The 24,914-nt window shown below is 71.7% G+C and carries 28 protein-coding genes; 25 read left to right on the top strand and 3 right to left on the bottom strand.

The window, feature by feature from the left end; translation table 11 throughout:
• The first annotated feature begins 83 nt into the window (after positions 1-83).
• From rpsP to trmD, 4 genes are read left to right on the top strand one after another with little or no spacing between them, the layout of a single operon-like run.
• Positions 84-497: a 30S ribosomal protein S16 gene (gene rpsP / locus DEU32_RS08335; protein WP_058742027.1), complete on the top strand. Its 414-nt coding sequence runs from the start codon at positions 84-86 to the stop codon at positions 495-497.
• A 4-nt stretch (positions 498-501) separates the two neighbouring features.
• Complete coding sequence (locus tag DEU32_RS08330; RefSeq protein ID WP_022902329.1) at positions 502-738, top strand: RNA-binding protein; 237 nt, start codon at positions 502-504, stop codon at positions 736-738.
• Between the two features lie 19 nt (positions 739-757).
• Complete coding sequence (rimM, locus tag DEU32_RS08325; protein ID WP_181819233.1) at positions 758-1,300, top strand: ribosome maturation factor RimM; 543 nt, start codon at positions 758-760, stop codon at positions 1,298-1,300.
• Positions 1,301-1,306: 6 nt separating this feature from the next.
• Complete coding sequence (gene trmD, locus DEU32_RS08320; RefSeq protein ID WP_114850078.1) at positions 1,307-1,999, top strand: tRNA (guanosine(37)-N1)-methyltransferase TrmD; 693 nt, start codon at positions 1,307-1,309, stop codon at positions 1,997-1,999.
• A 59-nt stretch (positions 2,000-2,058) separates the two neighbouring features.
• Here the strand turns inward: trmD and map are convergent, their stop codons facing one another.
• Positions 2,059-2,850: a type I methionyl aminopeptidase gene (gene map / locus DEU32_RS08315; protein ID WP_114850077.1), complete on the bottom strand. Its 792-nt coding sequence runs from the start codon at positions 2,848-2,850 to the stop codon at positions 2,059-2,061.
• Between the two features lie 166 nt (positions 2,851-3,016).
• Here map and rplS point away from each other — a divergent pair, with 166 nt between their 5' ends.
• The 9 genes from rplS (at position 3,017) to DEU32_RS08270 (ending at position 10,207) form a co-directional block, all read left to right on the top strand.
• On the top strand, positions 3,017-3,373 hold the full coding sequence (rplS, locus tag DEU32_RS08310) for a 50S ribosomal protein L19 (RefSeq protein WP_058742031.1): 357 nt from the start codon (positions 3,017-3,019) through the stop codon (positions 3,371-3,373).
• A gap of 168 nt (positions 3,374-3,541) precedes the next feature.
• Positions 3,542-4,291: a signal peptidase I gene (lepB, locus tag DEU32_RS08305; RefSeq protein ID WP_058742032.1), complete on the top strand. Its 750-nt coding sequence runs from the start codon at positions 3,542-3,544 to the stop codon at positions 4,289-4,291.
• Positions 4,288-4,995 (top strand): ribonuclease HII, encoded by a 708-nt coding sequence (locus DEU32_RS08300; protein ID WP_180225439.1) that lies wholly within the window; start codon positions 4,288-4,290, stop codon positions 4,993-4,995. The genes lepB and DEU32_RS08300 overlap by 4 nt, the downstream gene beginning before the upstream one ends.
• A 44-nt stretch (positions 4,996-5,039) precedes the next feature.
• Positions 5,040-5,363: a DUF2469 family protein gene (locus DEU32_RS08295; protein WP_058742034.1), complete on the top strand. Its 324-nt coding sequence runs from the start codon at positions 5,040-5,042 to the stop codon at positions 5,361-5,363.
• Between the two features lie 113 nt (positions 5,364-5,476).
• On the top strand, positions 5,477-5,833 hold the full coding sequence (locus tag DEU32_RS08290) for an Lsr2 family protein (RefSeq protein WP_114850076.1): 357 nt from the start codon (positions 5,477-5,479) through the stop codon (positions 5,831-5,833).
• A gap of 163 nt (positions 5,834-5,996) precedes the next feature.
• On the top strand, positions 5,997-6,365 hold the full coding sequence (locus tag DEU32_RS08285) for a YraN family protein (RefSeq protein ID WP_114850075.1): 369 nt from the start codon (positions 5,997-5,999) through the stop codon (positions 6,363-6,365).
• A complete protein-coding gene (locus DEU32_RS08280; protein WP_114850074.1) occupies positions 6,362-7,882 on the top strand; it encodes a YifB family Mg chelatase-like AAA ATPase in 1,521 nt (506 codons plus the stop codon). The genes DEU32_RS08285 and DEU32_RS08280 overlap by 4 nt, the downstream gene beginning before the upstream one ends.
• The gene (gene dprA, locus DEU32_RS08275; protein ID WP_114850073.1) at positions 7,882-9,186 is read left to right on the top strand and encodes a DNA-processing protein DprA; all 1,305 of its coding nucleotides are present in this window, start codon (positions 7,882-7,884) and stop codon (positions 9,184-9,186) included. The genes DEU32_RS08280 and dprA overlap by 1 nt, the downstream gene beginning before the upstream one ends.
• Before the next feature lie 25 nt (positions 9,187-9,211).
• Positions 9,212-10,207 (top strand): tyrosine recombinase XerC, encoded by a 996-nt coding sequence (locus DEU32_RS08270; RefSeq protein ID WP_114850072.1) that lies wholly within the window; start codon positions 9,212-9,214, stop codon positions 10,205-10,207.
• Between the two features lie 111 nt (positions 10,208-10,318).
• Here the strand turns inward: DEU32_RS08270 and DEU32_RS08265 are convergent, their stop codons facing one another.
• Positions 10,319-10,921 (bottom strand): M23 family metallopeptidase, encoded by a 603-nt coding sequence (locus DEU32_RS08265; protein WP_114850071.1) that lies wholly within the window; start codon positions 10,919-10,921, stop codon positions 10,319-10,321.
• Positions 10,922-11,166: 245 nt separating this feature from the next.
• On the opposite strand from DEU32_RS08265, the gene DEU32_RS08260 reads away from it, so the two are divergent.
• The 10 genes from DEU32_RS08260 (at position 11,167) to DEU32_RS08215 (ending at position 19,864) form a co-directional block, all read left to right on the top strand.
• Positions 11,167-12,606, top strand: coding sequence for a sugar porter family MFS transporter (locus DEU32_RS08260; protein ID WP_114850070.1), 1,440 nt, complete (start codon positions 11,167-11,169; stop codon positions 12,604-12,606).
• A 274-nt stretch (positions 12,607-12,880) separates the two neighbouring features.
• The gene (gene rpsB, locus DEU32_RS08255; protein ID WP_114850069.1) at positions 12,881-13,768 is read left to right on the top strand and encodes a 30S ribosomal protein S2; all 888 of its coding nucleotides are present in this window, start codon (positions 12,881-12,883) and stop codon (positions 13,766-13,768) included.
• Between the two features lie 80 nt (positions 13,769-13,848).
• Positions 13,849-14,676 (top strand): translation elongation factor Ts, encoded by an 828-nt coding sequence (gene tsf, locus DEU32_RS08250; RefSeq protein WP_058742042.1) that lies wholly within the window; start codon positions 13,849-13,851, stop codon positions 14,674-14,676.
• Positions 14,677-14,832: 156 nt separating this feature from the next.
• Positions 14,833-15,552, top strand: a complete 720-nt coding sequence (gene pyrH, locus DEU32_RS08245) for a UMP kinase (protein ID WP_058742043.1) — start codon at positions 14,833-14,835, stop codon at positions 15,550-15,552.
• A gap of 47 nt (positions 15,553-15,599) precedes the next feature.
• Positions 15,600-16,154 (top strand): ribosome recycling factor, encoded by a 555-nt coding sequence (frr, locus tag DEU32_RS08240; RefSeq protein ID WP_114850068.1) that lies wholly within the window; start codon positions 15,600-15,602, stop codon positions 16,152-16,154.
• The gene (locus DEU32_RS08235) at positions 16,154-17,149 is read left to right on the top strand and encodes a phosphatidate cytidylyltransferase (protein ID WP_114850067.1); all 996 of its coding nucleotides are present in this window, start codon (positions 16,154-16,156) and stop codon (positions 17,147-17,149) included. The genes frr and DEU32_RS08235 overlap by 1 nt, the downstream gene beginning before the upstream one ends.
• 73 nt (positions 17,150-17,222) lie before the next feature.
• On the top strand, positions 17,223-17,771 hold the full coding sequence (locus DEU32_RS08230) for a DivIVA domain-containing protein (protein ID WP_058742046.1): 549 nt from the start codon (positions 17,223-17,225) through the stop codon (positions 17,769-17,771).
• A gap of 93 nt (positions 17,772-17,864) precedes the next feature.
• Positions 17,865-18,806 (top strand): lytic transglycosylase domain-containing protein, encoded by a 942-nt coding sequence (locus DEU32_RS08225; protein ID WP_241490184.1) that lies wholly within the window; start codon positions 17,865-17,867, stop codon positions 18,804-18,806.
• Positions 18,807-18,818: 12 nt separating this feature from the next.
• A complete protein-coding gene (locus DEU32_RS08220; RefSeq protein ID WP_058742047.1) occupies positions 18,819-19,124 on the top strand; it encodes a hypothetical protein in 306 nt (101 codons plus the stop codon).
• Positions 19,121-19,864, top strand: a complete 744-nt coding sequence (locus DEU32_RS08215; RefSeq protein ID WP_114850066.1) for an alpha/beta hydrolase — start codon at positions 19,121-19,123, stop codon at positions 19,862-19,864. The genes DEU32_RS08220 and DEU32_RS08215 overlap by 4 nt, the downstream gene beginning before the upstream one ends.
• A 72-nt stretch (positions 19,865-19,936) precedes the next feature.
• On the opposite strand, the gene DEU32_RS08210 is transcribed toward DEU32_RS08215, so the two are convergent.
• Positions 19,937-21,787, bottom strand: a complete 1,851-nt coding sequence (locus tag DEU32_RS08210) for a hypothetical protein (protein ID WP_181819232.1) — start codon at positions 21,785-21,787, stop codon at positions 19,937-19,939.
• A 260-nt stretch (positions 21,788-22,047) separates the two neighbouring features.
• Here DEU32_RS08210 and DEU32_RS08205 point away from each other — a divergent pair, with 260 nt between their 5' ends.
• Together DEU32_RS08205 and DEU32_RS08200 are read left to right on the top strand one after the other, a co-directional pair.
• Complete coding sequence (locus DEU32_RS08205; RefSeq protein ID WP_114850065.1) at positions 22,048-23,787, top strand: hypothetical protein; 1,740 nt, start codon at positions 22,048-22,050, stop codon at positions 23,785-23,787.
• Positions 23,784-24,782, top strand: coding sequence for a tetratricopeptide repeat protein (locus DEU32_RS08200; protein ID WP_114850064.1), 999 nt, complete (start codon positions 23,784-23,786; stop codon positions 24,780-24,782). Before DEU32_RS08205 ends, DEU32_RS08200 begins: the two co-directional genes overlap by 4 nt.
• The last annotated feature ends 132 nt before the right edge of the window (positions 24,783-24,914 follow it).

Here is a 24,914-nt window from a genome sequence, read left to right as displayed (position 1 = left end):
GCGACTCCCTTCGAGCTTCCACCGCGCGTGCCCCCACGCCCGCGGTTCCGGTTCAACCACAACAACACGCAACAGGAGCAATTGTGGCTGTCAAGATCCGTCTCAAGCGTCTCGGTAAGATCCGTGCGCCGTACTACCGTGTCGTCGTCGCCGACTCGCGCACCAAGCGCGACGGTCGCGTGATCGAGGAGATCGGCAAGTACCACCCCACCGAGGAGCCCTCGGTCATCGAGATCAACTCGGACCGTGCCCAGTACTGGCTCGGCGTCGGCGCGCAGCCGACCGAGCAGGTCGCGGCGCTCCTCAAGCTCACGGGCGACTGGGGCAAGTTCAAGGGCGAGGGCAACACCGAGTCCGTCGTCAAGGTCGCCGAGCCGAAGCAGGCCTTCGTGGCCGACTCGGCCAAGAAGCCGGTCCTCAAGCCGAAGTCGGAGAAGAAGGCCCCCGAGGCCCCTGCTGCCGACGCGTCGGACGACGCCGAGACGACCGAGGCCTGATTCCTTGCTCGAATCCGCGCTGACGCACCTCGTCAAGGGGATCGTCGATCACCCGGACGACGTGCGCGTCGCCAGTTCCACCTCCGCGCGGGGCGAGGTCCTCGAGGTGCGTGTGCACCCCGAGGACCTCGGCCGCGTGATCGGTCGCGCCGGACGGACCGCGAAGGCGCTCCGCACCCTCGTCTCGGCTCTCGCCGACGGCAAGCGGGTGCGGGTCGACGTGGTCGACACCGATTCCTAGGGAGACGACCCAGCTCCGGGTGGGTCGAATCACGAAGGCGCACGGGCTCAAGGGCGGCATCAAGCTCGAGCTCTACACCGACGACCCGGATCGTCGGTTCACGCCAGGAGCGGAGTTCACGCTCCAGGTGCCTGCGGAGTCCCCGTGGTCGGGCAAGACCATCACGCTGGACGAGCTCCGCTGGTACAACGGCCACCCGGTCGCCTTCTTCGAGGGCATCGGGGACCGCACCGCCGCCGAGACCCTCGCACGGGCGATCCTCTGGGTCGAACAGGACGCCGACGCCGAGACCGGCGAGGACGACGCCTGGTACGACCACCAGTTGGTCGGGCTCCGCGTCCTGCGGGACGGCGTCGAGGTCGGGTCGGTCGCACGCGTCGACCACCTGCCGGCGCAGGACCTGCTCGCGATCGACACCGCGGACCGCGGCGAGGTACTCGTACCGTTCGTCTCGGCGATCGTGCCGTCGGTCGACATCGAGGCCGGCACGGTGACCGTGACGCCGCCGACCGGCCTGTTCGAGGACCCCGAGGACACCTCGCGGCCCGAGACGATCTCCTAGGCCGCCGTGCGCATCGACATCGTCACGATCTTCCCCGAGTTCTTCTCGGTCCTCGACGTCTCCCTGCTCGGCAAGGCGCGCGTCGACGGTCTGCTCGACGTGCACGTGCACGACCTGCGGCAGTGGACGACCGACCGGCACCGCACCGTCGACGACACCCCGTACGGCGGCGGCGCCGGCATGGTGATGAAGCCCGAGCCGTGGGCCCAGGCGCTCGAGTCGGTCCTGCGCGAGGACGGCTCGTCCACCCTCGTCGTGCCGACCCCTGCCGGTACCCCGTTCCGGCAGTCGATCGCGCGGTCGCTCGCGTCGACGTCGGAGCACCTCGTGTTCGCCTGCGGGCGGTACGAGGGCATCGACGCGCGGGTGTTCGCGTGGGCGGCGTCCCGCTGCTCGGTGGTGGAACTCTCGCTCGGCGACTACGTGCTGAACGGCGGCGAGGTCGCGGCCATGGCCATGATCGAGGCCGTCGGACGCCTGGTCCCCGGCGTCGTCGGCAACCCGGAGTCCCTCGTCGAGGAGTCCCACGAGGACGGCCTGCTCGAGTACCCCTCGTACACGAAGCCCGCCGTCTGGCGGGACCTCGAGGTCCCGGACGTCCTGCTGAGCGGGCACCACGCCCGCGTCGCCGCGTGGCGGCACGAGCAGCAGGTGGAGCGGACGCGGCGCGTCCGTCCGGACCTGCTGCCGGACTCGTAGACCGGTCGTGCCTGACGGGCAGGAGGCACAGTGCTGGCTGGCACCGCGCCTCCAGTCCGTCAGTGGGTGGCGTCGGACCGTTGCGCGCGACGCAGGGTGAGGACCTCGGGACCCGCATCGGTCACGGCGACCGTGTGCTCGACGTGCGCGGCGCGCGAGCCGTCGACGCTCTTCAGCGTCCAGCCGTCCTCGTCCTGGACCAGCTCGTCCGTGCCCTGCATGAGCCACGGCTCGATGGCGACCACGAGTCCCGGTCGCAGCTTCAGGCCGCGCCCGGGTCGGCCGTCGTTCGGGACGTGCGGTTCGCCGTGCATCGTGCGCCCGACGCCGTGTCCCCCGAACTGCGTGTTGACGCTGTAGCCCGCGTCCTTCGCGACGCGACCGATCGCGTACGAGACGTCGCCGAGCTTGTTGCCCGGGCGGAACTGCTCGATGCCGGCGACCAGTGCGCGCTCGACGGTCGCGATGAGCTGCTGGTCCTCGTCGCGGGGTGCGCCGACCTGGACCGTGACCGCGGAGTCCGCGACCCAGCCGTCGACGCTCGCAGCGAAGTCCAGGCTGACGAGGTCACCGTCCGCGAGCACGCGGTCGTACGGCAGCCCGTGGAGCGCCGCGTCGTTGACCGACGTGCAGAGGTTCTTGCCGAAGGGGGAGTTGCCGAACGACGGGTGGTAGTCGACGTAGCAGCTCACCGCGCCCCGGTCGGCGATCATCCGGGCCGCGACGCGGTCGAGGTCGAGCAGGTTCACCCCGACGTCGACCGTCGTGAGCAGTTCGTCGAGGACGTCGGCGACGAACCGGCCGGCGGCGCGCAGGCCGTCCAGTTCGGCGGCGGTACGGAGTTCGATCATTCGTCCATCCTGCACCGGTTGGCGGGGTCCGCGGTTCTGTGGCAAGATTGATCGCTGTGCCCTGGCTGGACTCTGCCACGGGGGAGTCGCCGTTTCCGGGTACACACCATTCTTTCCACAACCGATCCGCGGCGACCCGTGCGCGTCCGCAGAGAGTGAACCCATCATGAGCCAGCTCCTCGACCACGTCGACGCAGCGTCGCTGCGCACCGACGTCCCGGACTTCCGCCCCGGCGACACCATCAAGGTGCACGTCAACATCATCGAAGGCACGCGCTCGCGCGTCCAGGTCTTCCAGGGCGTCGTCATCGCGCGTCAGGGCCACGGCCTCGGCGAGACCTTCAAGGTCCGCAAGGTGAGCTTCCAGGTCGGCGTCGAGCGCTGGTTCCCGGTGCACTCGCCGATCATCGACCACATCGAGGTCGTCACCCGTGGTGACGTCCGTCGCGCGAAGCTGTACTACCTGCGCGAGCTGCGCGGCAAGGCGGCCCGCCGCAAGATCAAGGAGAAGCGCGACGCCTGATCGCCTTCACAGTGAGCCCCGCGAGGCGGGTGCCGCTGCGGGCCCCTCGTCCATGTACGGTTGTGCATCGACGGGGGGCCTTTCCCGTCGTCCGGGAAGTCGTCCACCGGCGACCCGGACTGCAGTACCTGCTCGCTCCGGCGCGCACGGGTGTGAACGAGAGCGGACATGACGGACACGACGCAGGGATCGGGCCGGCGCCCGCGGACCGAGAAGAAGAAGGCGAACGGAGTCCTCACCTTCCTCCGCGACCTCGTCATCATCTTCGTCGCCGCGCTGCTCGTCTCGTTCCTCGTCAAGACGTTCCTGATCCGGTCGTTCTACATCCCGTCGGCGTCGATGGAGAACACCCTGCAGATCAACGACCGGGTGATCGTCAACGAGCTCGTGCCGGACGTCGTCAGCCTGAAGCGCGGGGACGTCGTCGTCTTCAAGGACCCGGGGGGATGGCTCAGCGGCGCCGACGTGCCGAAGGTCGCTCCGGACACGCAGCCCGCGAAGGCCATCGACTGGCTCCTGACGCAGGTCGGGCTCGGCACCGGCGACAGCGACGACCACCTCATCAAGCGGGTGATCGGTCTGCCCGGCGACAAGGTGTCCTGCTGCAACGAGCTCGGGCAGATGTCGGTCAACGGCGTGCCGATCAAGGAGCCGTACCTCAAGCTGCCGGTGGGGGAGACCCGCGCGTCCGGCACGAACTTCTCGGTGACCGTCCCCGAGGGCACCATCTGGGTGATGGGCGACAACCGCTACGACTCGAAGGACTCCCGGTACAACGGCGACACCCCGTCGAAGGGCTTCGTGCCGCTGTCCGACGTGACCGGACGAGCCTTCGTCATCTCGTGGCCGACGAGCCGTTGGACGTGGCTCGACGACTACCCGGACGTCTTCGCCGGCGTGGAGCAGCGGGACGAGTGACCGCCGTCCGTCCCTCCCTCCGCGTCGAGAAGCGGCTGCTGGCGGCCGGTCGCGTCACCGTGATCGGCATGGACGAGGTCGGTCGCGGCGCCATCGCCGGACCGGTCGCGGTCGGCGTCGCCGCCGTCACGCTCGACGTCGGGCGCGTGCCGCAAGGGCTCGCGGACTCGAAGCTGCTGTCGGCCGCCCGCCGGACCGAACTCGTCCCCGTCGTCCGGCGGTGGGCGCGGACCGCGGTGGGGATGGCCTCGGCGCAGGTCGTCGACGAGCAGGGCATCGTCCCGGCGCTCGGGCAGGCCGGGGCTGCCGCGCTCGGGTCGCTCGTCGCGGACGGTCTCGACCTCGAGGGCGCGGTCGTCGTGCTCGACGGATCGTTCGACTGGCTGTCCCGCGCCGTGCCGCCGACGATGCACCCGCCGACCGGGTCACTCGATGTGGTCGTGCGCGTGAAGGCCGACCGGGACTGCGCCTCCGTCGCCGCGGCGTCGGTCGTGGCGAAGGTCGAACGCGACAGCCTGATGACGACCGCGCACGAGGACGCACCGCACTACGCGTGGGCCTCGAACAAGGGCTACGGCTCGACCGCGCACTACGACGCGATCCGCGCGGTCGGGGCGCACGACCTGCACCGCAAGAGCTGGCTGCACCAGGCCTCGTCGGTGGCGCTCGACGGCTTCGACGAACTCGAGGTCGTCGGACGCTGAACCGGTGCGACGGTCGCCCCGTGTCGCCGTAGACTGTCGGAGCGATGGATGACGACGAATTCGACGACTACGACCGCGAGGTCGAACTGGCCCTGTACCGCGAGTACCGCGACGTCGTGTCGCAGTTCCGCTACGTGGTCGAGACCGAGCGGCGTTTCTACCTGGCGAACGAGGTCGAACTCGTGCGCCGTGACACCGAGCACGACTTCTACTTCGAGTTGTCGATGAGTGACGTGTGGGTCTGGGACGTCTACCGTTCCGACCGGTTCGTGAAGTCGGTGCGTGTGCTCACGTTCAAGGACGTGAACGTCGAGGAACTCACGTCGCGTGAACTCGAATTGCCGAAGGAACTCGCACTCGACGAGTGAACGTCGTTTTCTGTCGGAGAATGTTCTCCGGGGAAATGCGGTGTCACGTCGGACATTCGGCGGCGCATTCCGCTAACCTGCAGTGGAAACATCCACTGACAACAGGAGCAGACATGGCACAGAAGGTCACCGTCCAGCTCGTCGACGACCTCGACGATTCCCCCATCGCCGCGGGTGAAGGCCGCACGGTCGAATTCGCGTTCGATGGTTCGAACTACGAGATCGACCTGTCCGACGACAACGTCGACAAGTTCCGCGAGGCCATCTCCGACTACGTCGCGGCCGCCCGCAAGGTGTCCGGCCGTCGCTCCGGTTCGGGCTCCGCCTCGGCACAGAAGTCGGCACCGAAGCGTGGCAACTCGGAAGAACTCGCGAAGATCCGCGAATGGGCCAAGGAGAACGGGTACGAGGTCTCGAGCCGCGGCCGTATCTCCACCCAGGTGCAGGAAGCCTACGCAGCAGCGCACTGAGTTCCAGTGCACTGATACTCCCCGGAACCCCGGACGACCTCGTGTCGTCCGGGGTTCCGTCGTTCCTCCACAACGCATTCCTGGCGCGGTGTTCTCCACCGATCCGGGAACGACCGCCGCGAGGTGATCAGTCGCCGTCATCGTGAATGGCGGAGGTGACGCCGTGGAACGGACGAACACAGGTCGCAGGGCGATCGGAGCGACGGGGGAAGCGCTGGCCGTCGACTGGCTGGTGGCGAAGGGGTACCGGATCGTCGACCGGAACTGGCGGTGTCGGTCCGGTGAGGTCGACGTCGTCGCGTGGGATCGGGGCACGCTCGTCTTCGTCGAGGTGAAGACCCGCACCGGGCCGACCGCCGGACATCCGTTCGAGGCGATCACTCCGGCGAAGGCCGCCCGGCTGCGGCAGCTCGTGCCGCAGTGGTTCCGCGAGCACCCGGAGACGAGTGCGCCGTTCATCCGCATCGACGCGGTGGCGGTGCACCTCGACGGCGACCGTCACGGCGTCGAGCACGTCGAGGGCGTGCTGTGAGCGGGGTCGGACGGACGTCCGCGATCGCGCTGCTCGGGGTGCGGGCGCGGTGCATCGAGGTCGAGGCGCACCTCACGAGCCAGCTGCCGGGCTTCAGCATCATCGGGTTGCCGGACACCTCGCTCGGCGAGGCCCGGGAGCGCGTGCGGGCGGCCGCGGCCAACGCCGGGTCGCCGCTCCCGGCCCGGCGGATCACGGTGAACCTGACCCCGGCCGCGATCCCGAAGCGCGGGTCGGGGTTCGACCTGGCGATCGCGATGGCCGTGCTCGCCGCCGCCGAGGTGGCACCGGACGTGTCCGAGCGGACGGCCTACGTCGGGGAGCTCGGGCTCGACGGCCGCGTGCGACCGGTGCACGGGGTCATCCCGATGCTGCTCGCCGCGCGCGAGGCCGGCATCGAGCGGGTCGTGCTGCCCGTGGGCAACCTGGCCGAGGCGCGCGTGGTCTCCGGCGTGCAGGTGGTCGGCGTGGACTCGCTGCGCGCGGCGGCGATCGCCGGGGGAGCGTTGCTGCCGTCCGTGCAGGTGGACCCGGTGCTCGCGCCCGAGCTCCCGGCCGCACCCGCCCCGGCAGCGGAGCTCGCGGACGTGGTCGGCAACCCGATCGGCGTACGGGCGGTGATCGCCGCGGCGGCCGGGGGCCACCACGCGCTGCTCCTCGGGCCTCCGGGAGCGGGGAAGACGATGCTCGCCGAGCGCCTGCACGGGATCCTACCGGACCTCGACGACGAGGCTGCGCTCGAGCTCGCGACGGTCCGGTCGGTCGCCGGTGCCGGAGCGGCCTCGTGGACCACCCGGCCGCCGTGGGAGGCGCCGCACCACTCGGCGTCCGCGGTGTCGTTGATCGGCGGGGGCAGCGGGACGGTCCGCCCGGGCGCGGTGTCGCGCGCGACCCGAGGGGTGCTGTTCCTCGACGAGGCGCCGGAGTTCCCGCGCGCGGTGCTCGACGCCCTCCGGCAGCCGCTCGAGTCCGGCACGGTGACGGTGCACCGGGCGGCGGGCGCGGCGGAGTTCCCGGCGCGGTGTCAGCTCCTGCTCGCGGCGAACCCGTGTCCGTGCGGGAACGCCGGACAGGGCACGCAGCCGTGCGAGTGCCCGCCGTCCACCGTCCGGCGCTACCTCGCCCGGATGTCCGGTCCCTTGCTCGACCGGCTGGACATCCGGGTCCGGGTGCCACGTGTCACGACGGCGTCGATCCGGGCGGTGGACGGCGGGACACCGACGAGCGCCGAGGCCCGGACGCTCGTGGTCGGTGCGCGGGACCGAGCACGTGCGCGGCTCGACGGGACGGGATGGACGAGCAACGCGCAGGTGTCCGGGGCCTGGCTCCGCGGGGCCGGGCGGTCCGAGCCTGGTTCGACGGCGACGCTCGACCGGGCGCTCGACCTCGGCACGCTGACCATGCGGGGGTGGGACCGGACCATGCGACTCGCCTGGACGCTCGCCGACCTCGAGGGTGCCGAGCGGCCTGCGACCCACCACGTGCACGAGGCCCTCGCGCTCAGGGGTGCGCTCTGATGCGGCAGCAGGCATGGCGGGACCTGGTCGGCACCGCCCTCGGGCCCGGGGTCCACGGGGTCGACCTCGGAGAGGCGGCGGCCCGCGTGGTGTGGTCCGCGCTCGTGGAGCCCGGCGACGGCGTGGCGGGCGCGCTGCTCGCTGCGTGCGGAGCGGAGCGCGCCCTCCGCGCCGTCGAGGGGGCGATCGGGACCGGGGATGCCGGACTCCGGGGACTCCTGTGGACCGCCCTCGAGGACGACGTTGCGGGTGCTGACGATCCCGACGCCCTCGGGACGGCGCTCCGGGCGGCCGTCGGACGTTGGGGACCGCGACTCCGGGCGCGACGTCCTGCCGACACGGTCGGTGCGGCGCTCGCGGTCGGGGCGCGACTGCTCGTCCCAGGGGCTCCGGGGTGGCCGGATCGGGTGGACGACCTCGGACCGCACGCGCCGGTCGTGCTCTGGGCGATCGGCACACGGGCTGACGACCCGGCGACGCTCGCGGTCGTCGGGTCCCGCGCGAACACGGTCGCGGGCGCAGAGGCGGCGGCCGAGATCACCTCGGCCGCGGCGGACTCGGGGTGTGCCGTCGTCAGCGGAGGGGCCTACGGGATCGACGCCGTCGCGCACCGCGTCGCCCTGGCTGCGGGGGCGACGACCGTCGCGGTGCTCGCCGGGGGCATCGACCAGCTCTACCCGGTCGGCAACACCGACCTGCTCCGGACCGTCGCCCGGCAGGGTCGTCTGCTGGCGGAGTCACCGCCGGGCACCAGGCCGAGTCGCTGGCGGTTCCTGGCGCGGAACCGGTTGATCGCTGCGCTGGGCGACGCCACCGTCGTGGTCGAGGCGGGCGCTCGGTCGGGGGCGCTGAACACCGCGCACCACGCCGCGCAGCTCGGCCGGCCGGTCTTCGCGGTCCCCGGGGCGTTCTCGTCGTCGGCGTCGGTGGGGTGTCACCGGCTGGTCGCCGACGGGCGGGCCCAGATCGTCGTGCGTCCGGACGACCCGGTCCGCGCGGTCGTGGCGGAGACCTCTGTCGCTGACGTCCCGGCGCCGGGGTCGTGCTCGCCCGACGGCCGGGAGCACGACGACCCGCGCCGTGCCGGGACCGCCCGCCACCGCGCTCGGACCGACCCGCTCGTCGGGGCGCGGACGGATCCCGAGGTGCTCCGTGTCCTCGACGCGCTCGGCCGGCGTCCGCTCGTCGAGCCGGAGATCGTCGTCCGTTCGGGGATGTCGCAGGCCGAGGTCGCCGACGCGCTGGCACTCGCAGAGCTGCAGGGGCTCGTGGTGCACATCGGCGGCGGGTGGGCGCGGGCGTGACGGGGACCGCGCCTACGCTGGGGCCGTGGCGGAGCAGACGGACGACCGACTCGTCGTGGTCGTGGAGGCGTTCCTCACGCACGTCCGCTCGGCCCGTGGGCTCAGCGAACAGACGGTCCGCGCGTACGCGAGTGACCTCGAGCAGCTCGTGGCCTTCGCGGACGACCGTGGCATCGCGACCCTCGACGGCGTCGGACTCGAGCTCCTCCGCGACTGGCTCTGGGAGGCAGACCAGCGGGGGCTCGCGCGGTCGACCATCGCGCGGCGCTCGTCCTCTGTCCGAGCGTTCACCCGGTGGGCGAGCGAGTCCGGGGTGCTGCCGACCGACCCGGGGGCGCGGCTCCGGGCGCCGAAGAGCGCGGCCCACCTGCCGCGGGTCGTCGGGTCCGACCAGGTGCGCGTGCTGCTCGACGGGCTCGCGAGTCGGGCCTCTGGTGACGACCCGGTGGCGCTCCGCGACCTCGCGGTGGTCGAACTGCTGTACGCCACCGCCATCCGGGTGGGGGAGCTGGTGGGGATCGACCTGACCGCGGTCGACCGGTCCCGGCTGACCGTGCGGGTGCTCGGCAAGGGCGGCCGCGAGCGCGTGGTGCCCTTCGGGGCGCCCGCCCGGGATGCCCTCGAGGCCTGGACCAGCCGCGGCCGTCCGGTGCTGGCTGCACGGGCGGCAGCGCGCACCGACACCGCGGTGTCGTCCGCCGGGGCCGGGCATTCTCGCATCGCCGTCGCTGGATCAGGATCGGACGGTGCGCTGTTCCTCGGGGACCGGGGCGGCCGGCTCGGGACCCGTGGTGTCTACCGGATCGTGGCCCGTGTGCTCGAGGACCTGCCGGGGGAGGGTCCGAGCGGGCCGCACACCTTCCGGCACACGGCGGCGACGCACCTGCTGGACGGGGGAGCGGACCTCCGCGCCGTGCAGGAGCTGCTCGGGCACGCGAGCCTCGGCACGACGCAGATCTACACGCACGTCTCGTCGGCGCGCCTCCGGGAGGTCTACCGCACGGCCCACCCGCGCGCCTGACCCGGCACCGCCGCCGAGCAGACCCGCCCCGAGCAGACCAACCCGAGCAGACCCAGCCCGCCGAGGCTCGGCCCGAGCACGCTCGGCCCGAGCACGCCCGGCCCGCTCGTGTCACCCCGGCCAGGCGTCGTCCGGCAGCAGCACCGGCCACTCGGCGGCCGGCAGGTACGGCAGAGGGTCGACGTACCGACCGTCGACCCTCGCGCCGAGGTGCAGGCACGGGGCCGACGCCGGACAGTGCCCGACCGAGACGGTGCCGACGGTGCTGCCCTGATCAACCTCGTCCCCGGTGGAGACCGACGGGTCGACCGAGTCCAGGGTGGAGACGAGCCCGCCGCCGTGGTCGATCGACACCACGCCGCGGCCGGCCACCGAACCGGCGAACGAAACCGTGCCGGAGGCCACCGCCACCGCGGGCGTCCCGATCGACGCGGCGACGTCGATCCCGCGATGCCCCGCTGCGTAGTCGTCGGCCGGGGCCTCCCACCCGCGCTCGACGATCCGTGAGCCGGTCGGCCACACCCACGGCGCCTCGTCCTGCGCGTCCGCCGCCCGCACCGCCGCTCCCGGGGACCCCGGCGCGAGCACCGCCGCACCGACCGACCGCACCGACCCGACCGGCACCGACCCGACCGGCACCGACCCGACCGGCGCCGTCCCGACCAGCGCTGCTCCGACCAGTACCGACCCCGTGAGTGACCCGCTCCACCGCATGCACCGAGGTTCGCAGCGCCGGACGCCATCCGCGCACGGCGCTCGTGGTCTGTGGAACGGGAGCCGCGCCTCCCGTCCGGTGGAGGAGTGCGACGACCCGACCGCGCACCCCGGTTGTGCCCGCGCCCCGAACGGGGAGTAGGGTCTGGGGCGCTCCGGAACACGCAACGCCGCTCGGACGGCGAACCAGCCGACCGCCGGGGCACCGTGCGCCACCCAGCACGGCGGCAAGAACCTGGAGCACCGTGTCGAACACGTCCACCCAGCACGGCGAGGACCGTGCGTTCAAGGGGAAGGTCACCCTGTTCGCCATCGCGGCGGCGGTCGGTGGCTTCCTCTTCGGATTCGACTCCTCCGTCATCAACGGAGCGGTCGACGCGATCAAGGGCGAGTTCGGCCTGTCCGAGGCCGCCAGCGGCTTCGCGGTCGCCTCGGCCCTGATCGGCTGCGCCTTCGGTGCGTACTTCGCCGGCCGCCTGGCGGACCGCTGGGGCCGCACCCGCGTCATGTTCTGGGCAGCAGTGCTGTTCTTCGTCAGCTCGATCGGCAGCGCCTTCGCGTTCGCGACCTGGGACCTCGTGATCTGGCGTCTCGTCGGCGGCCTCGGCATCGGCACCGCGTCGGTCATCGCCCCCGCCTACATCTCCGAGGTGTCCCCGAAGGCGATCCGCGGTCGGCTGGCCTCGTTCCAGCAGCTCGCGATCACCCTCGGTATCTTCGCCGCCCTGCTGTCCGACCAGATCTTCGCGGTGACCGCCGGTGGTGCGTCGGAGCAGGTGCTCGGGCTCGCCGCGTGGCGCTGGATGTTCCTGGTCGGCGTGATCCCCTCGGTGGTCTACGGCGTGCTCGCGATCACGCTCCCGGAGTCCCCGCGCTTCCTGCTCGCGCAGGGCCGCAAGGAGGACGCCCGCGACGTGATGGGCAAGATCGTCCCGCGCGACACGGTGAACACGAGCCTGGAGGAGATCCAGGACGGCATCGAGAAGGAGTCCAAGGAGAAGAAGGGCTCCATCCGGGGCAACCGCTTCGGCCTGCAGCCGATCGTCTGGGTCGGCATCATCCTCGCCGTCCTGCAGCAGTTCGTCGGCATCAACGTGATCTTCTACTACTCGACGACGCTCTGGCAGGCCGTCGGGTTCAAGGAGGACCAGTCCTTCCTCATCTCCACGATCACCTCGGTCGTGAACGTCGCGGTCACCTTCATCGCCATCTTCACGGTCGACAAGCTCGGGCGGAAGCCGCTCCTGGTCGCCGGCTCGACGGGCATGTTCGTGTCGCTGACCATGGTCGCGATCGCCTTCTCGCAGGCCACCATCGTCGACGGCGCGCCGCAGCTGCCCGGCGCGTGGGGACTCATCGCGCTGATCTTCGCGAACCTGTTCGTCGTGTCCTTCGGCGCGACGTGGGGCCCGCTCATGTGGGTGCTCCTCGGCGAGATGTTCCCGAACCGCATCCGTGCGACCGCGCTCGGCGTCGGTTCCGCGGCGAACTGGGTCGCGAACTTCGTCGTCACCATCTCGTTCCCGGTCCTGTCCGGCTTCAACCTGACCGTGACCTACGGCATCTACGCCCTGTTCGCCCTGCTCTCCCTGTTCTTCGTGATCGCGAAGATCCCGGAGACCAAGGGCCGCTCCCTCGAGGAGATGGGCATCACGGCCGAGGGCGACACGGTGTCCGCCAAGTAACGACGCACCAGCGTCACCACGTCCTGGAGGCGCGGTGCGGGTCCGACCCGCACCGCGCCTCCCGTGCGCCCAGACCTGCTAGAGTGCTTCCTGCAGCGCGCCGAGCGCGCTGACTTCGCGCGTCCACTCGCGTCTCTCGGCCACCGGTCCCGCTCTCACGAGCGGGCGGCCGTGCGGACAGGGCGCCAGGGGTCACGACCACCGGTCGTGACCGACACAACCGCAACCGTGCTCACGGCCTGACAGCCGTGCGCCGAGAACAAGGAGGGACGGCATGGCCGTCGTCACCATCCGCCAGCTGCTCGACAGCGGCGTCCACTTCGGACACCAGACCCGTCGGTGGAACCCGAAGGTGAAGCGCTTCATCCTCGCCGAGCGCTCGGGCATCCACATCATCGACCTGCAGCAGTCGCTGGCCTACATCGACCGCGCGTACGACTTCGTCAAGGAGACGGTCGCGCACGGTGGAACGATCCTCTTCGTGGGCACCAAGAAGCAGGCCCAGGGCTCCATCGCCGAGCAGGCGACCCGCGTCGGCCAGCCGTACGTCAACCAGCGTTGGCTCGGCGGTCTGCTCACGAACTTCCAGACGGTCTCCAAGCGCCTCGCGCGCATGAAGGAGCTCGAGGAGATCGACTTCGACGACACGACGAAGGGCTTCACCAAGAAGGAGCTCCTCATCAAGAAGCGCGAGCTGGACAAGCTCCACAAGACCCTCGGTGGTATCCGCAACCTCACGCGGACCCCGAGCGCGCTCTGGATCGTCGACACCAAGAAGGAGCACCTCGCTGTCGACGAGGCGCAGAAGCTCGGGATCCCGGTCATCGGCATCCTCGACACCAACTGCGACCCGGACGAGATCACGTACCCGATCCCGGGCAACGACGACGCGATCCGTTCCGTCGGTCTCCTCACCCGCATCGTCGCCGACGCCGCGGCCGAGGGCCTGAAGACCCGCCACAACGGTGGCGACCAGGAAGAGGCCGAGCCGCTCGCCGAGTGGGAGCAGGAGCTCCTCGGTGGCGAGCAGGCCGCGTCGGCCGCGCCCGCCGCCGAGACCCCGGTCGAGGAGAACGACGCCGACGCGCAGGTCGCCGCGAAGGAGATCGGCGAGCCGATCGCCGAGGCCGACAAGAACGCCGAAGCCACCCCCGCCGAGTGACATCCGGGGGCGTCGGGCCGGTCGGCTCGGCGCCCCTTCCTTCTCTCTCCACAACTCCAGTCCAGAAAGGACTCCAGCCAATGGCCAACTACAGCCTTGCTGACGTGAAGAAGCTCCGTGAGGACCTCGGGGCCGGCATGATGGACGCCAAGAACGCCCTCGTCGAGGCCGACGGCGACTACGACAAGGCCGTCGAGCTGCTCCGCATCAAGGGCGCGAAGGCCGTCGCCAAGCGCGACGACCGTGCGACCTCCGAGGGCGTCGTCGTGGCGTCGACCGAGGGTGGCGCCGCCACCGTCGTCGAGCTCGCCAGCGAGACCGACTTCGTCGCGAAGAACGAGAAGTTCACCACCCTCGCCGACAAGGTCGTCGCCGCGGTCGCCGCTGCAGGCGCGTCCGACGTCGAGGCCGGCAACGCCGCGCCGCTCGAGGGCAAGACGGTCGCCGAGGCGATCGACGAGGCCGCCGCTGCGCTGGGCGAGAAGCTCGCGCTCCGCACGGTCGTCCGGGTCGAGGGCGACGCCTTCGAGGTCTACCTGCACAAGACCAGCCAGGACCTGCCCCCGCAGATCGCCGTCGTCATCGCCTACTCGGGCTCCGACGCGGCCGAGGCCCGCTCGATCGCCCAGCACGTCGCGTTCGCGAACCCGACGTACCTGACCCGCGACGAGATCCCGGCCGAGGCGATCGAGAAGGAGCGCGCGACCGTCGAGGCGATCACGCGCGAGGAGGGCAAGCCGGAGGCCGCCCTGCCGAAGATCGTCGAGGGTCGCCTCAACGCCTACCGCAAGCAGGTCGCGCTCCTCGAGCAGGACTACGCGAAGGACAACAAGCTGTCCGTCGCGAAGGCCGCCGAGAACGCCGGCATCACGATCCAGGGCTTCGCCCGCGTCAAGGTCGGCGCGTAGCGAACCCGTGACGGGGCTCGGAACCACATCGGTTCCGGGCCCCGTTTCTGCGCGCGCTGCGACACGCGCGGAACCGGCACGGAGGCACGACCTCCTCCGCCGGACCGGCTCCGGCCGGGTAGATTCCCACGAGACATTCGACGAAGGGTGCGCCACATGACGAACGAGAAGACCGGACGCCGCCGGGTCCTGCTGAAGCTGTCGGGGGAGGCGTTCGGGGCCGGGTCCCTCGGGGTGAACCCGGACGTCATCAGCACCATCGCCAAGGAGATCGCCGCGGCCGCGCAGGACGTCGAGGTCGCGATCGTGGTCGGCGGCGGGAACTTCTTCCGCGGCGCCGAGCTCTCGCAGCGCGGCATGGACCGCGGTCGCGCCGACTACATGGGCATGCTCGGCACGGTGATGAACGCCCTCGCGCTGCAGGACTTCCTGGAGCAGGCCGGAGCGGCCACGCGCGTGCAGTCCGCGATCAGCATGACCCAGGTCGCGGAGCCCTACATCCCGCGCCGCGCGGAGCGTCACCTCGAGAAGGGCCGCATCGTGATCTTCGGTGCCGGTGCCGGTCTGCCGTACTTCTCCACCGACACGGTCGCCGCGCAGCGTGCGCTCGAGATCGACGCGCACGAGGTCCTCGTCGCGAAGAACGGCGTCGACGGCGTCTACACGGCGGACCCGAAGAAGGACGCCACGGCCGAGAAGCTCCACCACGTGACGTACCAGGACGCGCTGCTCCAGGGCCTCAAGGTCGTGGACGCCACCGCGTTCTCGCTCTGCATGGACAACGGCATGCCGATGCACGTGTTCGGCATGGAGGGCGAGGGCAACGTGGCCGCCGCGATCCGCGGGGAGCGGATCGGCACGGTGGTCAGCAACTGACCCCGGCCGCTGACTAGACTCGACAGCAGTACCGAAGGAGAACCACCGTGATCAGTGATGTCCTGACCGAAGCCACCGAGAAGATGGCGAAGGCCGTCGACGTCGCCAAGGACGACTTCGCGACCGTCCGCACCGGACGCATCAACCCCGCGCTCTTCCAGAAGATCCCGGTCGACTACTACGGCACGCCGACGCCGCTCGCGCAGCTGGCGTCCATGCAGACGCCCGAGGCCCGCACGCTCGTCGTCACGCCCTACGACAAGTCCGCGCTCAAGGAGATCGAACGCGCCATCGCGACGTTCCCGAACCTCGGCGCCAGCCCGTCGAACGACGGCGAGATCGTCCGCGTGACGATCCCGGAGCTCACCCAGGACCGCCGCAAGGAGTTCGTGAAGCTCGTGCGCGGCAAGGGCGAGGACCACAAGGTCGTCGTCCGGAACATCCGTCGTCGCGCCAAGGACGACCTGGACGCGCTGAAGGGCGAGATCTCCGACGACGAGATCGCCCGCGCCGACAAGGACCTCGAGACCCTGACGAAGAAGCACGTCGACCAGATCGACGACGCGCTGAAGAAGAAGGAAGCCGAACTCCTCGAGGTCTGATGCGTCTCCCCGACCCGGGCGGCGACCGCCCCACGCAACCGCGCCCGTCCGCGAAGACGGGGCTCCGACAGGACTTCGACGCCCGTGCCCGCGCGGCGCGCGCCGACTTCGAAGCGCAGCTCAAGCAGCGCAAGGCGGAGTTCGGCGCGCGCAACGAGGCGCTGACGGCGCGCACCGGACGGAACCTGCCGGCGGCGATCGGCATCGCGCTGGCCTTCGCGGTCGTCATGCTCGCCGCGCTCCTCATCTGGAAGCCGGCGTTCATGGTCGTCGCCGCGTTCCTGCTCGGTGTCGCGGTGTACGAGCTCGCGAGCGCCATGCGGTTCGCGGGGCGCGACGTGCCGCGGATCCCGAGCGTCGCGGCCGCGGTCGGCATGGTGCCGCTGGCGTTCCTCGGCGGACAGGTGGCGGCGCTCTTCGCGGTGATCGGCGGGATCGTCCTCATCGTGGTCTGGCGGCTCGTCGAGGTCGCCCTCGCGCGCGAGAAGCCGCCGGCCGGGCACGTCGCCCGTGACCTGACGAACGGGCTGTTCGTCCAGGCGTACATCACGCTCCTCGGGGCGTGCATCGTCCTGCTGTCGGCGCAGCCCCGCGGTGAGCTCTGGGTGATCGCGTTCATCCTGGTGGTCGTCGCGGTCGACACCGGGGCCTACGCCACGGGGCTCAACCTGGGCAAGCACCCGATGGCGCCGCGGATCAGCCCGAAGAAGACCTGGGAGGGCTTCGCGGGATCGGTCGCGGCGAGCATCCTCGTCGGGATCGTCGTCGTGTGGCTCCTGCTCGGGCTGCCGTGGTGGACCGGCATCGTCCTCGGCGTGCTCATCTCCGGGTCCGCGACCCTCGGCGACCTCACCGAGTCGATGATCAAGCGCGACCTCGGCATCAAGGACATCTCGTCGTTCCTGCCGGGGCACGGGGGACTGCTCGACCGGATCGACAGCATCCTGCCGTCGGCCGCCGTCGCGTACGTCCTGTTCCTGATCGTCGTGCACTGATCGTCGTGCACTGACAGGCGTGCTCGGGGCGCGTCCAGCCAGCGCCAGGGTCGGGTGCTGGCAGAATGTCGCCGTGGCCACCACCTTCCCCACCGCAGACCGCCGCGCCCTCGGGTACGACGTCGACGAGGTCGACCGGTTCCTCGAGGACGCCCGCCGCGCCTACACGGCCGCCGACACGGCGCCGGGGATCGAGGCGGCGAAGATCCGCGCCACCGCGTTCTCGATGCGCAAGGGCGGGTACTCCACGGCGCACGTCGACGCCGCCCTCGAGCGACTCGAGGACGCCTTCGCCGCCCGGGAGCGCGAGCGGGAGATCGCCGACGTCGGCAAGAAGGCCTGGTACGCCGAGGCCCGCTCGAAGGCCTCGGACGTCGTCGCCCGCCTGGAGCGTCCGGACGGGCAGCGTTTCGCCCGCACGAGCCCGCTCGGGACCGGGTACCACCCGAAGGACGTCGACGCCTTCGCCCAGCGCCTCGCCGGCTACTTCCGCGACGGCAAGCCGCTGAGCCTCACCGAGGTCCGGTCGATCGTCTTCCGACCGAAGCACGGCGGCTACCGCGAGGCGCAGGTCGACGCACTGCTCGACGCCGTCGTCGAGGTCATGCTCGCCGTCCGCTGACGACTCCCCGCATCGTCCGGCCCGGCGATCCGGCGACGCGCTGGGTGCCGGTGCTTCCGGTTGCGTGACCATTCCGTTATCCTGGTCGGACTCATGGGCAGGCACACGGCAGACTTCAGCTCCGACCGCGGCAGCAGCGTGCACCTCGACCACACGGTCGTCGGTGAGCGTCGCGCGGCACGTGAACGACTCCGCACGGCGGAGCACGCGGTCCTCCACGCGGCCCCAGCGGTCGCGACGGCGTCCATCCCCGCCGCACCCGTCAGCGCCCCGGCGCGCTCCACGTTCGACGCCGCGGTCCCGCGGACGCCGGCCGACCCGCGGGTCGTCAAGCAGCGCCGTGCCGTGCAGCAGCGCCGAGCGGTCGCCGCCGCACCGAAGCCCGCCCGCAGCGTGAACACGTTCATGCGCAAGCGCGCGACGATCCCCGCGCTCTCGTTCTTCGCCGTGTTCGGCTTCGTGGGCGGGTCGCTCTTCAACCCGATGCAGCCGGACGTGGCGCAGGCGGCCGTCTCGGCACCCGTGCTCGTCAAGGCCCCGGTCGAGCCGCAGCAGTACACCGCGCACGGCACCTACGGCGACTTCGAGGTCTCCCGCGACGGCTACGGCGTCACGGTCCCCGCGCCGAAGGTGACCGCCCCGCCGGCGACCGAGACCGACGACACAGCGGACACGACCGCCACCAAGAAGGTCACCGCGACGAACACCATCGCCGCGCAGGCCGCCACGCCGAACCCCGGCAGCGCGCAGGCGATCGCCCAGGAGATGGTCGCGGCCCGCGGCTGGGGCTCCGACCAGTTCAACTGCCTCGTGCTGCTCTGGAACAAGGAGTCCGGCTGGCGCGTGAACGCCTACAACCCGAGCGGTGCGTACGGCATCCCGCAGGCCCTGCCCGGCAGCAAGATGGGCACGGTCGGCGCCGACTGGCAGACGAACCCGGCGACCCAGATCACCTGGGGTCTCAACTACATCTCGGGCGTGTACGGCACGCCGTGCGGAGCCTGGGGCCACAGCCAGTCCTACAACTGGTACTGATCGGCGCCGGGGGTGCCGCGCAGCAACCGACCGCGGCGTCCCCGCGGTCACGGACCCGAGCCCGAGGACGAACCCACGGGCCTCGACCGGCTCATGTCGTCCTGGAAGCGGACCGAGGTCCGTCGCGGCCGCACGTTCACCGTGCAGCCCGTCTCGGCTGCGTCGGCGCAGAAAGAGTACGTCTGCCCGGGCTGCGGCGGCACCGTCCTGCCCGGTACCGCGCACGTTGTCGTCTGGCGAGCCGACGGTGTCCTCGGTGACGAGGCCGACCTGGCGTCGCGCCGCCACTGGCACAACCACTGCTGGAGCATCGCATGAGCACCGAGATCCGCTCGAACACCGAACTGCCGGCACAGCGGACCGACGTCGAGCTGTACACGGACGACCACCTGACGCTCGTCGGTGAGCTCGCGGAACCGCTCGGACGCCCCGCTCGCGGCACGATCGTCACCCTGCACCCGCTGCCCACGGCGCAGGGCTTCATGGACTCGCACGTCCTGAAGAAGGCGGCGGCCCGCCTGCCGGATCTCGCCGGCATCGCGGTCCTCCGTTTCAACTTCCGGTCGGTCTCCTCGCCACGCGGGACGTCCGAGGGCACCTTCGGCGACGGTGTCTCCGAGGGCTTCGACCTGCGCGCCGCCGTCCGCGAGGTCACCGCGCGCGGGCTCCCCGCGCCGTTGCTCGTCGGGTGGTCCTTCGGCACCGAGGTCGTCCTCAAGCACGCGCTCGAGCACGTCGCGGCCGGCACCGTCGCCGGGGTGGTCCTGCTGTCGCCGCCCCTGCACCGCACCTCGGACGAGGAACTCGCACGCTGGGCGTCCGTCGACGTTCCCGTGGTCGCGCTCGTCCCGGAGCACGACGACTTCCTGCGCCCGGACGAGGCCGCGCGTCGCTTCGCTCCTGCGCCGAACGTCCGGGTCGTGCCGATCGAGGGCGCGAAGCACCTGTGGGTGGGGGAGCGGTACGTGCGGATCGTGCTCGACACGATCGCCGACCTCGTCGTGCCCGGCAGTGCACCGCTGCCGACGCACACCGACCTGCCGGTCCGTTCCGCCTGACGGCCCACCCGGCCGTCCCGACGACGCAACCCGGCCTGGAGGCGCCGGTCGCGCCTCCAGGCCGGGTCACCGTCAGCGGGTGGTGACGTCCGTCGCGGTGTCCGTGTCCGCGTCCGCGTCGCGACCGGCGTCCGGTGCGCCGGAACCGAGCAGTCCGGTGGCGTGCGTCAGCACGCCACGCAGGTTCTCGAGGTAGCCGGCGACGGCATCGCGTTCGGTCCGGATCGCCGCCAGGCGGTCCTCGGCCTCTGCCTCGATCGCGGCGGTGCGCTCCTCGGCGTCGGCGACCATGCGGTGCACGCGCTGCTGGGCGTCGGCGACGATCGTCCGGGCGTGCTCCTGCGCGTCGGCCGTGCTGGAGCGCTCGAGGTCGTCGGCCTCCTGCTGCAGGCGCTCGGCGCGTTCGCGGGCCTCGGTTGCTCGGCGGGTCGCCTCGGCGAGCTGCAGGTTCGCCTCGTCCAGGTACTTCTGCGTCTCGGTGACCGTCTCGTGGTGCTTCTGCAGGTACTCCTGCTCGGCGTCGTCGCGGCGGGCGGCGAGCTCCGACTCGAGCGCCGTGCGGGCCTCGTCGCGCTCGCGGGCGATCTCAGCGCGGACCTCGTCGCGCTCCTTCGCGAGGACCGCGCGCATCGTCTCGACCTCCTGCTGGAGCGCAGCGCGCTCGGCTTCGAGGTCGGTGAGCTCGGCGCGGCGACGGTCGGCGACCTCGGCGTCCAGCTCGGCGTGCTCGCGCTCCCGGCGGGCGGCGAGCTCGTCGGCGTGCTCACGGGCGGCGCGCTCCGCGGCGGCGTCGGCCTCGGCGCGCTCCCGTTCGATGCGCGCGCTGTGCTGCTGCAGCTCATCGGCGATGCGGTCGGAGGTCTCCTGCACGAGGCGGGCGTTCTCGACGCGGGTCTGCTCCTCGTCGACGCGCAGCTGGGCGCGGAGGGCCTCGGCCTCCTGCTCCAGCGCCGCCCGGGCACCGGCGAGCTCGCGCTCCCAGCCGGCACGGGCGGCGGCGAGCTCCTCGTCGTGCACGCGTCGGCGTTCCCCGAGCTCGGCGTCCAGGTCGGCGCGGCGGGTCGCGGTCTCCGACTCGAGGGCGGCGCGGCCCTCCTCGAGCGCGAGGGCGTGTTCGCGCTGCTGCTCGTCGCGCTCGCGGTGCCAGGCCGTGCGACCCTCGGTGACCTCGCGGTCGAGGGCCGTGCGCCGGTCGGTCTCCTCGCGCTCGAGGTCGGCCGTGCGACGGGTGTGCTCCGCCTCGAACACGCTGCGGCGGTGCTCGGTCTCGCGGTCCAGTTCCTCGGCCGCGGCGCGGGCCTGCGCGGCGTCGCGCTGCGCGGTCTCGCGGAGCTCGGCGACCTCGTGCTCGACGCGGGCACGCAGGGCGTTCGTCTCGCGGATGGCGACCGAGCGGACCTCGGCGGCCTCGGTGACGGCGGCGCCCCGGATCGCGGCGGCCTCGTTGCGGGCGTCCTGCGTGAGCAGGCCGGCCTCGGCGCGGGCACGCTCGATGGTGTCGGCGGACTCGGCGCGGGCGCGGGACAGCTCGTCGGTGGCGCGGCTCCTGGCGTCCTCGAGCGTCTCGGAGGCCTCTTGCCGGGCCTCGCGGAGCAGGCGGTCGGCCTCGTTCCGGCTCGCGGCACGCAGGCGCTGGGCGTCGATGTCGGCCTGGCTGATCAGGCGCGTGGACTGCTCCTCGGCGACCCGGAGCGTCGACTCGAGGCGCGTGCCGAGTCCGCTGTAGGTCGGGGTCCCGGCCTCGTCGAGCTCGCCCTGCAGGTCGGAGACGCGGGTCTGCAGGAGACGGATCTCCTTCGCGGCCTCGGCGCGGTCGTTGTTCGACTTGATGAGCTCCCGGCGCAGGTCGCCCAGGGCCCGGTCCACGTCGTCGCGGCGGTACCCGCGCAGCTCGGTCCCGAACTCGGCCTCGTCGTTCGCCACGTGTTGCTCCTGGGGGTCGGCGGAGGGCCAGCCCTTGGCCCGCGGACGATTGTAGTGGCGGCGCCACCGGGGGGCCTGAGCCGGGGTCTCGTCGAGGCGGTGCCACCGACGGGGCTGAGTCGCGGCCGCCGACGGTCCGTCGGTGGTGCGCGAGCGCTCGGCTCAGCGAGCAGGGATGCGATGTCCAGGGTCGCTCGCTATCCTGGAGCGCTGATTCGCGCGCCGACATCCCCCACCCCGGCGCGGTAGGGAGAAGATCCGTGCGATTCGTCCTGGCGATCGTCAGTTTCGTCATCGGTCTGCTGCTCGTCGGGCTCGCTGTCGGCCAGCGAACCGTCTTCGCGCCACCGTCCTCGCTCGTCGCGCAGTCGACCAGCAAGGCCTCCGCCCCGGTGACGGTCATCCCGGGGTCGACGCTCAACGCCAACCCCGGGTACCAACGCATCAACGTCTCCGGTTCCGGCGACGTCTTCGCCGCCTACGGCAAGACGAGCGACGTGCAGGCCTGGATCGGTGACGCGAAGCACACCACGCTCCGGTTCGACGCCGAGCAGGACCGCCTGGTCGGCAAGACGACCGGCAGTGCCTCGAGCGTCCCGGACCCGTCGGGCAGCGACCTCTGGTACCAGGAGTGGCCCGGCGCGGGGCAGTTCACCGTGCGGCTGCCGTCGGACGTGTCGCTCGTGGTCCTCGGCAATGGGAAGGACGCGGCACCCACGGACGTGTCCGTGACCTGGCCACGGGACACCGCGACCCCGTCGGTCGGCCCACTGCTCGTCGCGGGCGGCCTGTTCCTCGTCGGCGGCGTCGCGCTGCTCGTCTGGGCGTTCCTGCACCAGCGTCGGGGGCGCGGTCCGCGTCGTCGCAGCGGGGGGACGAGGCCGCCCCGGGTGCGCGCGTCGCGCCGGGCCGCCGCAGCGGGTGCCCAGGTGCCGAGCCGCGGTCGTCGTGGGCGCCGTCCGCTCATCGCCGTGCCGATCGTGCTCGTCGGCGCGCTCGGGCTCGCCGGCTGTTCGTCCGACTACTGGCCGCAGGGCGGTTCCGCGGACGTGACCGCCACGCCGACCGCATCGGCGACGGCGGGTGCCGAGCAGGACGAGCCGACGGCAGCGTCGAAGCAGCAGATCCAGAAGATCGTGCAGCGCGTCGCCGAGGTGGCACAGAAGGCCGACGAGGCCAAGGACGCGTCGCTCCTCGAGTCGCGCTTCACGGGTGCCGCGCTCGACTTCCGGAAGGCCAACTACGCCATCCGCGCGAAGGACGACAAGGCGGGGGCCCCGCCCGCGATCTCCGCGCAGCAGGTGTGCGTCGCGCTCCCGCAGCAGACCGACACCTGGCCACGGACGGTGTTCGCGATCGTCGCCGAGGACTGCACCGCGAAGACCGCTCCGCAGGCGCTCACGATGGTCCAGGCCAGCGCACGCGACGAGTACAAGGTCGCGTACGACGTGTCGCTCGAGGCCGCGGCGCAGGTGCCGAGCCTCGCGCCGACGTCCCTCGGTGCCGCACAGCTCGCCGGCAACACGAAGCTGCTCCGCATCGCGCCGGACGACATCGCGGCCGCCTACGGTGACGTGCTGTCGAAGGACAGCGAGAGCTCGTCGGCGTCGTTGTTCGAGTCCGACGGCGACGGCCTGCGGTCGACCATCGGCAAGGCGTACAAGGACAAGAAGTCCGAATCGCTGCCGGACACCGCCAAGATCGAGTACTCGTCCCAGGTCCCCGACGACAGCGCGATCGCCATCGCGACCGACGGCGCCGGCGCGCTCGTGTCCGCCGACCTGGACGAGATCGAGAAGGTCACGCCGACCGCAGCCGGTGCCGAGGTGAACACCGAGGGTGCCGTCAAGGCGCTGTCGGGCGTCGACTCCAGCACGAAGGGGATCAGCGCCACGTACAGCGTGCAGCTGCTCTTCTCCGTGCCGCCCGTCGGAAGTGATGACAAGGTGGTCCTGCTCGGGTTCACGCAGGGCCTGACCGCAGCGAGTGAGGTGCAATGACCAACGTCCCCCCGACCCCGTCCGGTCTCCGCGGAGCCGTCGACCTGTCGTCGCTCGTCGACCGGGCCCAGCGTCCGGCAGCCCCGGCCGCCCCCGCTCCGGGGGCACCGCAGGGCGCGACCGCGGGTGCAGCCCCGTCGACGACCGAGCCGACCGTCCCGTCGCTCGTGCTCGACGTCACCGACCAGACGTTCCAGGACGTGCTCGAGCTGTCCTCTGTCGTCCCGGTGATCGTCGATATCTGGGCCGAGTGGTGCGGGCCGTGCAAGCAGCTCTCACCGATCCTCGAGCAGCTCACCGCCGAGTACGACGGTCGTGTCGTGCTCGCCAAGGTCGACGCGGACACCAACCCGCAGCTCGTCCAGGCGTTCCAGGCGCAGTCCATCCCGACCGTTGCGGCGGTCATCGGCGGGCGCCCGCTCGGGCTCTTCGTCGGGGCCCTGCCGGAGGCGCAGGTCCGCGACGTCTTCGAGCAGGTCGTCGCCGCTGCCGAGCAGAACGGCGTGACCGGGCGTGTGCGCGTCGACGGCCAGTCCGGAGACGTCGCCGCGGAGCCGCGGGGCGAACCCGAGCCGGAGCCGCTGCCTCCGCACCACCAGGCCGCCTACGACGCGATCGAGCGCGGTGACTACGCCGCCGCCGTGCAGGAGTACAAGACCGCGATCGCGCAGGACCCGAACGACCAGATGGCCGTCGCCGGTCTCGCGCAGGTGTCGCTGCTCGACCGGCTCTCCGGCCGCACAGCGGACGAGCTCCGGACCGCCGCTGCCGCTGCGCCCCAGGACCTCGAGGCGCAGCTCGCCGTGGCCGACCTGGACGTCAGCGGCGGGCACGTCGAGGACGCCTTCGGGCGCCTGCTCGACCTCGTCCCCACCGTGTTCGGTGCGGAGCGCGAGGCCCTGCGTGTCCGACTCGTGGAGTACTTCGAGCTCATCGGTGTGGACGACCCGCGGGTCGTCGTGGCGCGTCGTCGGCTCGCGAACGCGCTGTACTAGCGCGCCGTACCCGCGCACGGGTCCACCGAGACGCCGCCGAATCCGACGAGATGTCGCCGGATCCGGCGGCGTTTCGTCGTTCCAGGACCGTCTCGCCGGAACAAGACCGTCTCGCGCGGGCCGGGACGGTCT

Source organism: Curtobacterium sp. AG1037, assembly GCF_003349855.1.
GTDB classification, from domain to species: domain Bacteria; phylum Actinomycetota; class Actinomycetes; order Actinomycetales; family Microbacteriaceae; genus Curtobacterium; species Curtobacterium citreum.
The sequence above is the reverse complement of the archived record's forward strand: the minus strand, read 5'-3'. Positions and strand labels throughout refer to the sequence as shown.